This window comes from Dyadobacter chenhuakuii (genome assembly GCF_023821985.2).
Classification (GTDB): Bacteria; Bacteroidota; Bacteroidia; order Cytophagales; family Spirosomataceae; genus Dyadobacter; species Dyadobacter chenhuakuii.
On the sequence record NZ_CP098805.1, the window covers coordinates 5,269,020 to 5,284,802 of the forward strand.

Consider the following 15,783-nt stretch of genomic DNA (forward strand, 5'->3'; position numbering starts at 1 on the left):
ATTGTATTATCCGGCTCTTTTATATTATTTTGTATGACCGTCATTGAATTACTTTAACTTTTTCATAGTAAAATTCATAAAAAAGCCCGAATTGAGTGTGATAGGGCATTTTTTACCGAAGATGAACGCAAATGTTAAAATGATACACAGGCGGTGACCAGATTTAACTATTTACTTAACAGACCTATGATGAATTTATCCTTTCATGTGTTTCGTCGACATGATTCAAGCAATGAAAAGAATGTTGTGACGAAAGCGAGATTAGCAGGGCGCAACACAGGGCTTTTCGGCTTCCTGATGATCTTGATCGGTTTAAGCACAAATGTTTTTGCACAGGATGTGAATGTATCCGGTAAGGTTACTGACGCCAGAGCTGGTGGAGTACCAGGGGTTACAGTCACATTAAAAGGGAGTACAAAAGGAACAAATACGGATGTTGAAGGTAACTACCAGATTAGTGTTCCGGGAAATGCAACATTGACTTTCAGTGCCATTGGGTATGAGACTCAGGACATTGCAGTTGGTAATAAATCCACCGTCAACGTTACACTCACCGAAGACGTTAAGGCTTTGGAAGAAGTTGTTGTAGTTGGTTACGGAACGGTAAAGAAAAAGGATGCAACCGGTGCGGTGTCCGCTTTGGGATCGAAGGATTTCCAGAAAGGGATCGTTACTTCTCCTGAGCAATTGATGCAGGGACGCGTTGCGGGTGTGCAAATTACCCAGTCAAGCGGTGAGCCGGGCGGTGGTATTAACGTGCGTATCCGGGGAACGTCGTCTGTTTTGGGTGGTAACAACCCGTTATTCGTAATCGACGGTGTGCCTTTGAGCGGCGATAATACTTCGTCAGGTGGTGATAACCAGGGTGTTGGCCGTCAGCCAGCGAAAAACCCGCTGAACTTCCTGAACCCGGACGATATCGCGAGCATGGACATTCTTAAAGATGCGTCTGCAACAGCGATCTACGGTTCACGCGGTGCAAATGGTGTTGTTTTAATCACTACAAAAAGAGGAAGAGGAAAAGGATCCTTAGACTATGGGTATTCTCTGGGTGTAAGCAATATCACAAAGAAATATGATCTTCTGAATGCAGCGGAATACAAAGCAGCAGGCGGACAGGATCAGGGATCGGATACTGACTGGCAGGACCTGCTTTTCAGAACTGCACTAACACATCAGCACAACTTGTCTTATGGTGGCGGTGACGCTTCGGGTAACTATCGTTTCTCACTGGGTTACATGAACCAGGACGGTATCGTGCAGACTTCCAATGTTAAACGTTACAGCGTTGGTTTCAGCGGACAGAAAAAATTCATCGGTGATAAATTGACAGTAGGAAGCAATCTGAACTTTGCAAACACGCAAGATACAGGTGTTCCAATTTCTGAAAACATTGGTTTTGAAGGTGATTTGATGGGTAGCATTCTGAAAGCTAACCCTACACGCCCAGCGTATAGAGGCGATACATTGAACCAGTCTACAACTACGGAGCCTAACCCGCTTGCGTTTGTTAATCTTTCAAAAGATAATAACAACACGCTTCGCGCGCTGGGTAACATCAATGCTGAACTGGAAATTTTCAGCGGTTTGAAATTCAAAACGGTTCTTGGTTTTGACAAATCAATGTCTACAAGAAAACAGGCTTATTCAAGAGATCTGGTTGTTGCAGGTATTGGTGGTACTCAAGAATCAGACAAAATTGGCCGCGTGTATATTCGCGATGTGGAAAGTAACAACCAGTTGATGGAAAACTACTTTACTTATGACAAGGAAATCGGAAACGTTACATTGAATGCGCTTCTGGGTTATTCTTATCAGAGCTTCGAAAATGGAAGCAAGAACGTGGCTGCTGCCAACTTCCGTACCAACGACCTGGATCTGATGATCAACAACCTGGGTATTGCAGGAACTGTTGGTGTTAAAGATGCAACATCGCTTTCAAGTGTTGGTTCTGTTATCCAGAATTCAAGCTATGTAAAAGATGAGCTTCAATCTTACTTCGGTCGTGTAAACCTTGGTTTCGGAAGCAAATACTTGTTCACTGGTACATTGCGTGTGGATGGTTCTTCTAAATTCGGTGGTAACAATAAATATGGTTACTTCCCATCAGGAGCGTTCAAATGGAAATTGGTTGAAGAGGATTTTGTTCCTAAAACTGTCTTCACAGATCTTTCTCTTAGAATTGGATATGGTGTTACAGGTAACCAGGCGATCCCTCACAATGTATACGACAGACGTGACAGATACAGCGATTACGCGATCAACCAGGGTGCTGATGGCATTACAGGTGGTGGTTTGAACGCAGTAGCTTTCAACAACCCGGATCTTAAATGGGAATCAACTGCTGCATTCAACCTTGGACTTGACTTCTCGATCTTGAAAGGAAGATTGAGCGGAACACTTGACCTTTATAACAAGAGTACAAAAGACCTTCTTTTCAAAGTTGTTGCAGCTCAGCCTGCACCGAACCCATTTGTATTCCGCAATCTTGACACAGACATTCAAAACCGTGGTATTGAATTGGCTTTGACTGGTGTGATCGTGGACGGCAAGAAATTCTCCTGGGAAATGGTCGTGAACGGATCTTATAACAAAAACCTTGTTAAAAACCTGATCGGAACATATGATACAGGTGAGATCAACGGTCAGGGTCTTTCGGGTGCATTTGCACAGCGTTTGGCAGAAGGCCAGCCTTTGTTCGCTTACTTCCTTCGCGAGTTCGGCGGATTTGACGACAACGGAAACTCACTTTATCCAAATGGTGACTTCCAGCAATTCCTGGGTGGAAAAAGCCCGCTTCCAAAAGTTAACGCCGGTTTAACCAATAACTTAACTTTCGGAGCGTTTGATATGAGTCTGTTCTTCAACGGTGTTTTCGGACATTACATTTACTCAAATACTGCTAACGCATTCTTTACACAAGGTTCGTTTGCCAACGGACGTAACGTAACGAAAGATGTTATCGGAAATAAAGAAGGTGCTCTGAATGCTCCTGATGTTTCGACCCGTTTCCTTGAAAAAGGCAATTTTGTCCGTCTGCAAAACCTTTCACTAGGCTATCGTGTTCCGATGAAAGCGAACAAAGTGCTCAGCAATGCAAGACTTTTTGTGACTGGTCAGAACTTGTTGACATTCACTAAATACAGCGGACAAGATCCTGAGGTGAGCACAAACAAATCTTTAAATGACATCCCTTCATTCGGAATTGACTATACCGCTTACCCGAGAGCAAGAACGTGGACAGTTGGTGTTAATGTATCATTCTAATTCTAACTAATTATAAAATGAAAACCAGTCAGATATATAAAATAATGGTTACCGGGGTTTGCATGGCGACGCTGTCGGCTTGTACTGACCTTGTTAACGAGGAAAAGGACTCCGTGGTAAACGAAGTGGTGGAAGGTAATTTCGCACCGGTGAATGTGGTTGAAGCGCTTTCGTCTGCTTACAAAGATCTTTCTACTTACTCAGATCAGGCGGGTGTTTACGCCCTTGGCCAGCATACAACAGCAGAAATGATCCCGCCAACACGTGGTGTTGACTGGGGTGATAATGGGGTGTGGCGTACGCTTGACCAACATACCTGGGATGCTTCTCACTCCTATATTCTGAGCGCATGGAACGCATTGAACCAGAGAGCTTATAAAGCAACTGAGATCATCGCATCCAATCCAACCGCTGTTCAGAAGGCAGAGGCGCAGTTCCTGAGGGCATATAATATGCACTGGGTTATGGATTACTGGGGTTCAGTTCCGGTCAGGGAAGTTACACAAGGTGTTAATGATCTTCCAAAAGTGTTAACACGCTCGGAAGCATTTGATTACATCATTAAGGATCTGGAAGAAGCACTTCCTAACCTGCCTAAGAAAGGGCCATCTGTAAATAACGGAACCGCTTCGAAAGCGGCTGCCAACTTTCTTTTGGCTAAAATGTATCTTAACAAGGCAGTTTACAAAAGCACTACACCAGAAGGGCCCTACACATTTGATAAGGCTGATATGGACAAAGTGATTGCTTACGTAGATGCCATTACAGCGGACGGATACGCATTAGAAGCGGATTACTTCGCTGCATTCTCCGCAACTGCTAAAACTGAGCCAATTTTCAACGTTCAGGAAGGAACTGCTCAGAACCGCTGGATGATGACATTGCACTATGGCCAGAACCCATCGGGATGGAATGGTTTCGCTACACTTGCTGATTTCTATGACACTTTCGAAGCAAAAGATACGCGTATCGGAAAGCCTGCGAAAAAAGATGGAACTGAGTTTTCAGGTATCAGCTACGGTTTCCTGATCGGTCAGCAGTATGATGAAAAAGGTAAGCCGATCATTGATACACGTACGCAGAAGCCTTTGCAATTCACGAAAGACGTTCCTTTGGCTGGTGCAGCTACCGATAAAGGTATCCGCGTGATCAAATATCACCCTGCAAACTCTGGAAAATATCTTTTGATGCGTTACGCAGATGCTTACCTGATGAAAGCAGAAGCAATGCTGAGAGGTGGAAATGCAGCCGGTGCCCTTACACAGGTGAACGCACTTAGAAAAGTTCGTGGAGCAACAGCATTGGCATCGTTGACGGAGGCTAATCTTTTCGACGAAATCGGTCGCGAGTTGTACTGGGAAGGTGGTAAAAGAACTACTGAAATCCGTTTCGGTAAGTTTACAACCGGAACAGGAACGTCTGTCAAAGACGCTTATACAGTGCTTTATCCAATTCCTTCTGCTGCCTTGGTTTCCAATGCAAACCTTGAACAGAATCCAGGATATTAAGACTCAAATCATATCTTTTGACAAAAATGCTCGATCATTTCGGGCATTTTTGTTTTATTATTGGCGTACCAATTGAATCCCAGTGTAATGACCCGTTGCTTACTTCTGTTTTTAGCGCTCTTTGTTTTTAATTGTAATTCAAAAGATTCATCCGAACAGGCCGCAGACGCGCTTTTTCAGACATTGAAAGATAATGAGGCCAAAATTGTGGTCAAGATCGGAGGGAAGGAGTTTTACCCAAAAGAAAGCATTTTCTCCGGACAGGCGCTGATCTCGGATAATATGATGAACCTGACATTAACGGATCAGTTTGAGGGGAAAACGATCATTAATCTGGGAGGGGAGAAATGGTATGCGGCGCAGCCTATTAGCAAGGCAATCACAGCCAACGGCCCGGTTGAAACAAGCATTAAAATGGGTAAGATCATTAACAAAGCGCAGATGATCGGCGAGGGTTACATGATGGCTGAGGGCGAGATCACAGCTACCACATTTACAAAAGACAAAATGGTTTTTCGGATTAAAGGTAAGGTCGGAAAATATAGCGACTTCCAGCAACCCGACAAATATATTCCCGCAGAGGGCTTCATCGTTTATAAAAAGCCCGCAGTAAGTTTGGGCAACATTACTGAAAAAGAAGTTTTCAGCTCCTCGATTTCGAATTAAATGATAACAAAATACATGGGCTCCGTGCACACGGCAGCTATTTTGACCTTCCTGTTCATTATTTCTTCCTGTAAAGATTCCAGCAAGCCGGACGGCTTGTTCGAGGAAATGGATGCTTCGGCAACGGGGATTGATTTCGTCAATAAAGTTGAGGACAAAGAAGACGTTAACATTTTCAATTACCGCAACTTCTACAACGGCGGCGGCGTGGCGATCGGGGACATTAACAATGATGGCCTGCCTGATATTTACTTCACCGCCAACATGGGCGATAACAAACTTTATCTCAACAAAGGCAATTTCAAATTCGAAGACATTACAGCCAAAGCCGGCGTTGCGGAGCCTGACAAATGGAGCACGGGCGTGGTGATGGTGGACATTAATGGTGATAATTTGCTGGATATTTACGTCTGCAATGCGGGTTACCAGAAATTCGTCAACAAGCAAGGCAACTCGCTTTACATTAATAACGGCGACCAGACATTCACCGAATCGGCCGCAAAATATGGCCTGAACGAAACCGGCTACACCACACACGCCGCATTTTTTGATTATGACCTCGATGGCGACTTAGATGCCTATATTCTAAATAACAGTTTCATCCCAGTAAACACACTCAACTACGCCAACGACCGCAACATGCGTGCGAAAGACTGGCCTGTAAAGGATTTTCTCAAAGGCGGCGGCGACAAATTGCTGCGTAATGATAATGGTAAGTTTGTAGATGTGAGCAAAGAAGCCGGCATTTACGGAAGTCTGATCGGCTTCGGTTTGGGCGTTACCGTAGGTGATATGAATGGCGACCAGTATCCGGACATTTATGTTTGCAACGACTTTTACGAAAAGGATTATCTATACATTAATCAAAAGGACGGAACATTCGCCGAGGAGCTCGAAAAACGCGTGAAACACACGAGTCTGGCTTCTATGGGTGCGGATATGGGCGACATTAACAACGATGGTTATGCCGAGCTTTTCGTTACGGACATGCTTCCGCGTGACGAATATCGCTACAAAACGACCACTTCATTTGAGAACCATTATCTCTTCAATCTTAAAAAAGAAAAGGGTTTTTACAATCAATATATGCAGAACAGCCTCCAATTGAACAATCAGGATGGCACATTCAGCGAGATTTCAAATTATTCGGGTGTGGCTGCGAGCGATTGGAGCTGGGGGGCTTTGCTTTTTGACGCAGATAATGATGCCAAAACGGACATTTACGTTTGCAACGGCATTTACCATGACATTCTGGATCAGGACTTTATCGATTTTTTTGCTAACGAAGTGACGCAGAAAATGGTGATGTCGGGCGAGAAGGAGAATATGCAGAACATTATTGATAAAATGCCTTCCAATCCGGTCCCAAATAACTTTTTTCATAATGAGGGCAACTTGCAGTTCAAGGAGCGTGCAGATGAATTTGGGTTAGGCGAAAAGTCGTTTTCCAACGGCGCAGCTTACGCGGATCTGGACAACGATGGCGATCTGGATCTGGTGGTTAACAATGTGAATCAGAAGTGTTTTGTTTACAAAAACAAGTCCGAAGCGAAGGCAGAAAAGAACCATTATATCAAGCTCAAACTCGCCGGAGAAGGCAAGAACACATATGCGATTGGCTCTAAAATTGAAGTTTTTGCAGGCAGCCAGATTTTTAGCAAGCAGGTTAACCCCGCACGCGGCTTTCAATCCAGTACGGAATATCCGATAACGATTGGCTTGGGAAAAACCAGTGTGATTGATTCCATTCGCATCATCTGGCCAAATCGGAAGGTTACAATGCATTCGAAAATCAATGCGGATACAACATTGAATTTTAAGATTACCAGCACAGGAGCAGACTTCAATAATGCGGTTAAGCAGAAAACAATGATGCTGACCGAGGTCGCAGGCAACGGCTTTGATGCGCACCAGGAGGATAAATACGAAGATTTTTACCACGAGCGTAACATTCCAATGCTCCTCTCACAGGAAGGTCCAAAGGCGGCCATCGGGGATGTGAACGGCGATGGGCAGGCGGATGTGTATGTGTGTGGCGCGAAAGGGCAGGGTGGACAATTGTATCTGCAAAAAGGATCGTCATTTATAAAATCAAGCCAAAAAGTGTTCATGGATCTGGCCGGATTTGAAGATACGGCGGCCACATTCTTTGACGCGGATGGCGACGGCGACCTGGATCTGGTGGTAGGAAGCGGCGGGAATGAAACATTAGTAACCAGCCCCGATTTACCCACAAGACTTTATCTGAATGACGGAAAAGGCAATTTTGCGATCAATACGCGGGCTTTGCCGCCCAATTCTATGAACACGGCGGTCATTGCGGCACATGATTATGACAATGATGGCGACATTGATTTGTTCGTGGGAAGCCGCAGCGTGCCGCGCGAATACGGATCGAGTCCGAGGAGTTATCTTTACCAGAATGATGGAAAGGGCGTTTTTAAGGAAATTGGCAAAACGATTTTGCCAGAGCTCACCAAGCTGGGCATGGTGCGGGACGCTTCCTGGGCGGATGTGGATGGTGATAAAATCAAAGAGTTGATCATTGCAGGCGACTGGATGGCGCCCGCGATCTTTAAATATAATGGCGGCAAATTTGAAAAAATAGCGTCTGGCCTTGAAGCTTACACTGGGTTCTGGGGTTGCCTGAAAGTGGCGGATATGGACGGTGATGGCGATCAGGACATTATTTTTGGCAATATAGGCGAGAATTTTTCTTTGAAAGCTTCGGCTGACACGCCGCTGAAAATCTGGATTAATGATTTCAATAAGAACGGGACCATTGAAAAAGTAATGACCAAAACCGTCGAAGGCAAGGATATGCCGGTGCTGCTCAAACGTGAGATCACCACGCAATTTCCCTTCCTGAAAAAGGAGAGTCTTAAACATTCTGAATATGCTAATAAGTCCGTGCAGGATCTGTTTCCGAAGGATTTGTTGAAATCTGCGATCGAGAAATCAGTGAATTATCTTAAATCTGCGGTTGCTGTGAATGATGGCAAAGGCCGGTTTGCATTGCAGGAACTGCCTGCGATTGCACAAATTTCCTGTCTGAATGCCATTGAAAGCGAAGATGTGAACGGCGATGGCAAACCTGACCTGATCGTTGGCGGTAATTATACGCATTTCATTCCACAGCTCGGCGCGCTGGACGCATGCCGCGGTAATGTGCTCATTAACAAGGGAAATATGCAGTTTGATGTGCTGCTCAGCACGCAAAGCGGCTATGCCATCGACGGTGAAGTGAAACAGATCAGTCCGATCAACATTCAGGGCGCGCCTTACCTGATCAATCTGGTGAGCAATGCCAAGCCCGTCCTTTTCAAGATTAACAAGCCGCAACAGGCCAATTTGTAGTTCATGCTTTTTCAAAAAATATTTACCAAAATTCTGCTCATTGCTGTCATCCTGGCCGGTTTTTCCTGCGCCAGGGAAAAGGACATTGCCGAGTATGATTTTGACCTGCTAACCGCGGAAAAAACCGGGATCGACTTCTCCAACACGCTGAAACCGACCAAGGATTTCAACATATTTTACTACATGTATTTTTACAATGGAGGCGGGGTTGGAGCCGGGGATCTGAACAACGACGGACTGATCGACCTCTGCTTTACGGCCAACCAGGAGCCCAACCGCATTTACCTGAACAAGTCGGGCATGAAGTTCGAGGATGTGACGGAGAAGGCGAATTTCAAGGGTGATAAGGGCTGGTCTAATGGTGTCTCGATCGTGGACATTAACCAGGATGGCATGCTGGACATTTACATTAGTCAGGTTGGGGATTTTGAGTCGATGAAGGGGCATAACCTGCTTTTTGTATGCCAGGAAATCAAGGATGGCGTGCCGGTTTATGTTGAAAAATCAAAGGAATATGGGCTCGATCTGGTCGTTTTTGGAACGCAGGCGATGTTCTTTGATTATGATCTGGACGGCGATCTGGACATGTTCCAGCTCAATCACTCGGTTCACCAGAATGGCACATTTGGCCGCAGGGCGCTTTTTGAGAATGTATATCATCCGCTGGCTGGCGACAAGTTGTTCAGAAATGACAACGGAAAATATGTGGAAGTCTCCAAAACAACCGGTATTCACAGTTCTGCGCTGGGTTATGGCCTTGGACTGGGCGTTGGCGACATTAATTTTGACGGTTATCCCGACATGTACATTGGTAACGATTTTCATGAAAATGATTATTTGTATATCAATCAGAAAAATGGCGCGTTCCGGGATATGACGGATTCGTCGCTGATGCATACGAGCCAGTTTTCAATGGGCGTGGACATTGGGGATCTGAACAATGACATTTTTCCTGAAATCGTCTCGCTGGATATGCTTCCGTCCAACTATGAGATCCTCAAAAAATCGGAAGGGGAGGACATGTACAGCATTTTCAAATACAAGATCCGGCAGGGTTATAATTACCAGTTTGCACGAAATAATCTGCAATACAATAACGGAAACGGCACATTTAGCGAGATCGGCATGTATTCCGGCGTGCATTCTACGGACTGGTCCTGGGCAGCTCTTTTCTCCGATTTCAATAATGACGGCTTAAAAGACCTCTTCATTTCCAATGGTATTCCGAAGCGGATGAATGATACGGATTACATCAAATTTGTTTCGGATGACGTGGTTCAGGAGAAGATCCGGAATAAAAACTTCGACGAAAATGATCCGGGCTTAGCAGACAAACTGCCTGAAATTAAGCTGAATAACAAGTTTTTTGCCAATAAGGGCGATCTGGCGTTCACGGATATGGACGGCTTGATCCGGAATGATCAGGTTTCGTATTCCAATGGTTCGGTATATGCCGATCTGGACAATGATGGCGACCTGGACATTGCGACCAATAACATTAACGAAAAGGCATTTGTTTACGAAAATTTGAATGATAAAAAGGCTGGTAAAGGTGATTTTACAAAGCTTTATCTCAAAGGGAAACAGGGCAACCGCAATGCCATCGGCACCAAATGTCTGGTTTTTAAAAAGGACAAAGTGCTGAGTTTTGAGAAATTCCCGGTTCGGGGTTTTCAGTCGAGTATGGAAGTGCCTTTGCATCTTGGTTTGGGCAAAAAGACCGATGTGGATTCCGTGTTTGTAATCTGGCCGGATAACCGTTTTCAAGTGCTTAAATCGGCTGATTTGAAGGATTCGCTGACATTAACCTACAAAAATGACCTGCCTGTTTTCGATTATCAAACATTCAAAACCAGCAGAGAAACCAAGGATTATACATTCGAAGACATTGCAGCGCAGCTGGGTGTGGACGTGAAGCATGAGGAAAATAATTTCGTTGAGTTTGATCGTAACTCACTCATTCCCTTTGAAGTAACTGCCGACGGACCAGCTTTGGCGATTGCAGACATTAACCACGATGGCCTGGATGACATTTTCGTTGGGTCTTCCAAAAAGCATCGGAATCATCTGTTTTTGCAAACGAATGCAGGTGTTTTCAAGGAATCATTACAGCAGGCTTTGCTGAAAGACAGCACTTATGAGGAAGTCAGTGCGGAGTGGGTGGATGTGAACCGGGATGGACATGTGGACCTCGTGGTGGCGACGGGCGGGAATGAGTATGTGAACAACTCCGAATTCCAGATGCCGCGGATTTATCTGAATGATGGCAAGGGAAATCTGAGTGCTAGGGCGGATGCATTTGCCAATATTTACGTGACCGCTTCGTGCGTCATTCCGTTTGATTTTACGGGTGATGGGGTCGTGGATCTGTTCATTGGCGGTCGTGCTGTGCCGCTCAATTATGGTGAGATTCCGAAGTCTTATCTGCTCAAAAATGATGGTTCGGGGAAATTTACGGATGTTACGAGTCAGTATGGGAAGGAACTTTCGAACATTGGTTATGTAAAAAATGCCAAACTGGCTGATCTGGACAAAGACGGGGATCAGGATCTGGTGCTCGCGTTGGAATGGGACGGGATTGTGATGATGCAGAACAACGGCAAAAGCTTTTCCAAAAAAATGCTGACGGACAAAAAAGGCTGGTGGAATTTCGTCATGCCTTATGATTTTGATGGCGACGGTGACCTGGATATCCTGGCTGGAAACCTGGGTTTGAACAGCCGGTTGAAAGCCAATGCTGCGCAGCCGGTGAAAATGTATATCAATGATTATGACGGAAATGGCCGTAAGGAACCGCTGCTAACTTATAACCTGAATGGCAAAGAAGCACTTTTTCCGACCAAGCTGGAAATGGAAAAACAAATGCCCGTGATCCGTAAAAAGTACATTTTCGCAACCGATTTTGCCAGAGCCAACATTGGCGATATAGTAGGCGAAGACAAGCTGAAAGAAGCGCAGGTTTTATCCGCAGATTATTTTGAAAATGCCGTTTTGGTCAATGATGGCAAAGGCAATTTTGAAGTAAAACCATTGGGATACAAAGCGCAATGGACGCCATTTTACGACGCGCAAATCATTGATGCCAACGGCGACAAACTGCCCGATGTGCTGATTATGGGTAATTTCTATAACTGCAACATTCAAATGGGCCGCTACGACAGCGATTTTGGCACGGTGCTCATCAACCGCGGCAACTGCAACTTCACGCCCGAATCATTGAAAGGTTTGCAGGTCAAAGGGCAGGTGAAGCATTTGAAAAACATCAAGTTGAAAAGCGGCAATGCCATCGTGGCTGCGCGGAATGACGACAAGCTCGTGGTGATCCGGCGTAAGAAATAGTCACGCAGCATTACAAATTCGTGGTGTTCTTCAAAATGTGAAATTGTAAGCAACCGTTGCGATCGGCGTTGCGAAAATATTCAGCTTATAGCTTTTGGTAACGGCGTTTTCGGTCTTAAAAAAAACGGAATAAGCGTTTTTGCGGGCATACAGATTGTAGATCGAGAATGTCCAATGGCCTTGCCAGCGGCGGTTTTTCATCATCGGATTGTAAATGTTCCATGCAAAGTCGAGGCGGTGATAGTCGGGAATGCGCTTGTTGTTACGCTTGTCGTAGAATGGGTAAACATTGTTTTGGTAATTGATAAAGCCAATCGGCTCAGAATAAGGCCTTCCGGTGCTGTACGCGAAGGTGAATCCGAAGGAATTGTGCGTGTCAACCGTAATGTCCAGGGAAGCGTTGAATGTGTGCGGTTTATCGTAATTGGCTGGATACCAGTCGCCACGGTTTACTTGTTCGATCAATGCGGCGTCCCGGTCTGCAATGTTCAGTGATCTTGCATAAGTGTAATTGGCCCAGCCTTTAAGTTTCCCTTTCTTTTTAGAAAGCATCATTTCCAGGCCATAGGACCTGTTTCTGCCCTGGATCATCTGCGTTTCGGGATATTGCTGTAACAGGAAATCCGCGCCTGGCTTGTAGTCAATGATGTTTCTGGCATTGCGGTAGTAACCTTCCAGCGTGATCTCATAAATGTCCTCATCAAACGATTGGTAGAATCCAGCCGTAAACAAATGGCTGATCTGCGGCTTAATGTGCGTATCGCTCGTTTTCCAGCGGGAAGTGGGGATAGGCGTGGCCGTGTTGGAAACCACCTGAATGTATTGCCGCATCAGGTTGTAGCCGAATTTGAGCGAAGTCCGGTCATTCAGCGCATAGCGCACACCCACACGCGGCTCCGGCCCCCCGTAGGATTTCGAAACTTTACCTTTGTTATAAACGGTTGAATCCAGAACCGAAAAATCATCCCTCGGCTGGCCGGGCAAATAATTTCTGACAATAGCCTTGCCCGTCGCCATAAAGAACGAATAACGCAATCCGAGCGAAACGGCCAGTTTTTTGGAGAAATTGATCTCATCATCAGCATACCAGGCCACTTCATTGGCATGCTCAGTGGGCGTTGCAATGTAGTTGACGCTCTTGCTCAGTCCCGGCTGCAAGGTGCCGGGTGCAATTACATATTGCGTGCCGATAAATCCCGTTTCAAACTTGTGGTTGGCCAATTGATAGTTAATGTTCGACTTCACCTGACGTTGCTCCACGGCCGATTCCAGCTTCACGACATTGCCCGTTTCCTTTTCCGCTGTGCCAATGTCAGGCGTGTACTTGGCATAAATGGCAGTCGTTTGCAATGTAACCTCCGGACTGATCACGTGCAGCCAGCGCAGCATGCCGTTGGTCGTAATGTGCTTGTAATAAGTGTCCGTCCCGACCACATTGGGCAGGTTAGTCAGCAGGTCTGTTTTGAAATAATCATTGCTGTAATAGCCCATGAATGTGAGCGTATTCTTTTGATTGATCTTCCAAAACGACTTAGCAGAAAGCTCGCCAAACTTGGCGCTGATGTTATTCAGCTGCTTGTCGAGTTTGGGCAAAATAAAATCATTAAAAGCCCCACGCCCAGCTACATACACACCCAGTTTCCCCTTGATAATCGGCACATCGACCATTAATCGGTTTGAAATGAGACTGATACCGCCTTCGAGTCTGAGTTTTTCCAGATTAGGATTTTTGGTTGAAATATCAAGGACGGATGCCACCCGGCCGCCGAAGCGCGCAGGCACATTGCCTTTGTACAAATCAAGACTATTAACTGTATTTGGCGGAATAACCGAAAACAGCCCGAACATGTGCGTGGGATTAAAGATCGGTGTATCGTCCAGCAAAATGAGCGTTTGGTCCGTCGTCCCGCCTCTTATATTGACACCGTTGGAGGCTTCACCGACGCTGGAAACGCCTGGTAACATTTGCAGGCTGCGCAAAATATCCAGCTCACCAAAGGCGGAAGGCAGCTTTTCGAGCGTCTTGATGTTGATCTGCAAGGCGCCGAGAATGGGCTGCCGGATGGTTTGGTCAAAACCTTTGCTTGTAATGATAACTTCTTCCAGCTGGCTCGATGTTGTGTTCATTAGCACATCAAAATGCGCTTTCTGCGTGCCGCTTTTGATAAAAACTTTGAATGCTTCGTAACCCACGTGCCGGATCACGAGCACATGATCGCCATTAGGAAGGTTAATGGTAAAATTGCCTTTCGCATCCATTTCCGCCGCCGACCAGCTTTTTCGGTAATCGATCACGATGCTGGCTCCCGGCAAAGGCGCGCGCGTAGCCGAATCTCGCACCGAGCCCGTGACGGTGAGCCCCTGTGCCGAAGCGGTGATAACATTGACCAGTAAGAAAAGAAAAATGTATAATCCCTTCATTCACAATTCATTTATTGCGTCCATTTCCAGTCTTTGGGTAAAAACGGCGTGCGCGACCTGCTTTTTTTACAAATCGCCAGCGGAATGTATGGCCGCCCGGCGGAGCGCTCTTCCAGGATCGGGTCGCGGTTGTGAATGGTTTTGAAAAGCTGGTTCAACACCGCCGCATTCTTGATATTTTTCCGCCAGAGCATTGTCCGGTATTCCGAAACGGAGGAAGCAGTAAAGAACCCGATGATCAGCTCATTTTTGTCTTTCTGATTGGTAACATTGCCTTGAATGGGCGCGGGCGGCGTGTCTGCCAGTGTTCCTGAATTATTTGCCTGATCCTGAATGAGTTTCAGGAAGCGATAAGCATTAGGCGTGAGCGAATTCTGTTGCAGGCTTACCAGGCACGGATTGGATTGTAAAAGCGGAATCTGCGCCACGAGCTTGTCTTTTTGTCCTTGCCCATTGGTGTAAATGTCTGAGAAAATGGTGATGTCTTTGCTGTAAAAAATATCCCAGCAAAGGTCCTCGCAGGTGTAATCGTAAATGTCGTTGTATTTTAATGTCAGGTCTTTGAAACAGTCGCCATCCACACCGTTTTCCGCATCAAAAAGATAGTATTTTCCCTGATTGCAGGTTGTGCAGGTTTTTTGCAATTCCCAGAGCGTCCATTGCCAGCGGTAAAAATTCTTCTCGCCCGCAGGATCATCGAAATCAAGATAAATGTCGTTGCTGGGCGTGAATTCACCGTAATATTCCGAAAGTTTTGGGATTCCTTTGGGGTTAAAAACGTCATACGCCCGGTTTACGGCTGAAACCGGCGGCATGATTTCAGAGGAAGATTTATAAAATTTTCCTTTTTCTGTTAAAAATTCCAGCTCATAGGCATCGCCTACTTTACCTTTGAAGTTGGCAGGCAACTGATAAATGCCCGGCTCCGTTTCGGTAAGGTTAAGCACTTGTGTCCCGTTTACGATCACCTTCGCCTTTGCTTTTTCCAGAGGCAATGTGGACAGGCCTTTGGTCCAGACCGTCTGCGTGAATTCAGAACTTTCGTTGGTTGCTTCCGGATTGGTTTTGGATAAGGAAATAAACTGCGGGACATCCAGATCCGTCAGCACACCGTCCACCACAATATATTCCTTCGCCGTCTCAAAAGTGACGCCATATGGCTCCACACAGGCCGTAATGCCGGTGATCAGCAAGGTTAGCAAAAACGAAAGCCTGTAATTCATGG

General features: G+C 45.7%; 7 protein-coding genes. 5 read left to right on the forward strand and 2 right to left on the reverse strand.

Annotated features, from left to right (window positions below):
- The first annotated feature begins 189 nt into the window (after positions 1-189).
- The 5 genes from NFI80_RS22025 to NFI80_RS22045 all read left to right on the forward strand — a co-directional run bounded on the left by NFI80_RS22025 (position 190) and on the right by NFI80_RS22045 (position 12,137).
- Positions 190-3,267, forward strand: a complete 3,078-nt coding sequence (locus tag NFI80_RS22025) for a SusC/RagA family TonB-linked outer membrane protein (RefSeq protein WP_254414159.1) — start codon at positions 190-192, stop codon at positions 3,265-3,267.
- Positions 3,268-3,284: 17 nt separating this feature from the next.
- Complete coding sequence (locus NFI80_RS22030) at positions 3,285-4,775, forward strand: RagB/SusD family nutrient uptake outer membrane protein (protein WP_235160463.1); 1,491 nt, start codon at positions 3,285-3,287, stop codon at positions 4,773-4,775.
- Between the two features lie 87 nt (positions 4,776-4,862).
- Positions 4,863-5,441 carry a hypothetical protein gene (locus tag NFI80_RS22035; protein WP_235160462.1) on the forward strand — a complete coding sequence of 193 codons (579 nt, stop codon included), beginning with the start codon at positions 4,863-4,865 and terminating at the stop codon, positions 5,439-5,441.
- The gene (locus tag NFI80_RS22040; RefSeq protein WP_235160461.1) at positions 5,442-8,798 is read left to right on the forward strand and encodes a VCBS repeat-containing protein; all 3,357 of its coding nucleotides are present in this window, start codon (positions 5,442-5,444) and stop codon (positions 8,796-8,798) included.
- Positions 8,799-8,801: 3 nt separating this feature from the next.
- Positions 8,802-12,137 carry a VCBS repeat-containing protein gene (locus NFI80_RS22045; protein WP_235166357.1) on the forward strand — a complete coding sequence of 1,112 codons (3,336 nt, stop codon included), beginning with the start codon at positions 8,802-8,804 and terminating at the stop codon, positions 12,135-12,137.
- Between the two features lie 30 nt (positions 12,138-12,167).
- Here NFI80_RS22045 and NFI80_RS22050 read toward each other — a convergent pair whose 3' ends face one another.
- Both NFI80_RS22050 and NFI80_RS22055 read right to left on the reverse strand, forming a co-directional pair.
- Positions 12,168-14,558 carry a TonB-dependent receptor gene (locus NFI80_RS22050; RefSeq protein WP_235166358.1) on the reverse strand — a complete coding sequence of 797 codons (2,391 nt, stop codon included), beginning with the start codon at positions 14,556-14,558 and terminating at the stop codon, positions 12,168-12,170.
- 11 nt (positions 14,559-14,569) lie between these two features.
- Entirely contained in the window at positions 14,570-15,781 is a 1,212-nt protein-coding gene (locus NFI80_RS22055) for a DUF4249 domain-containing protein (RefSeq protein ID WP_235166359.1), read from the reverse strand.
- Positions 15,782-15,783 lie beyond the last annotated feature (2 nt).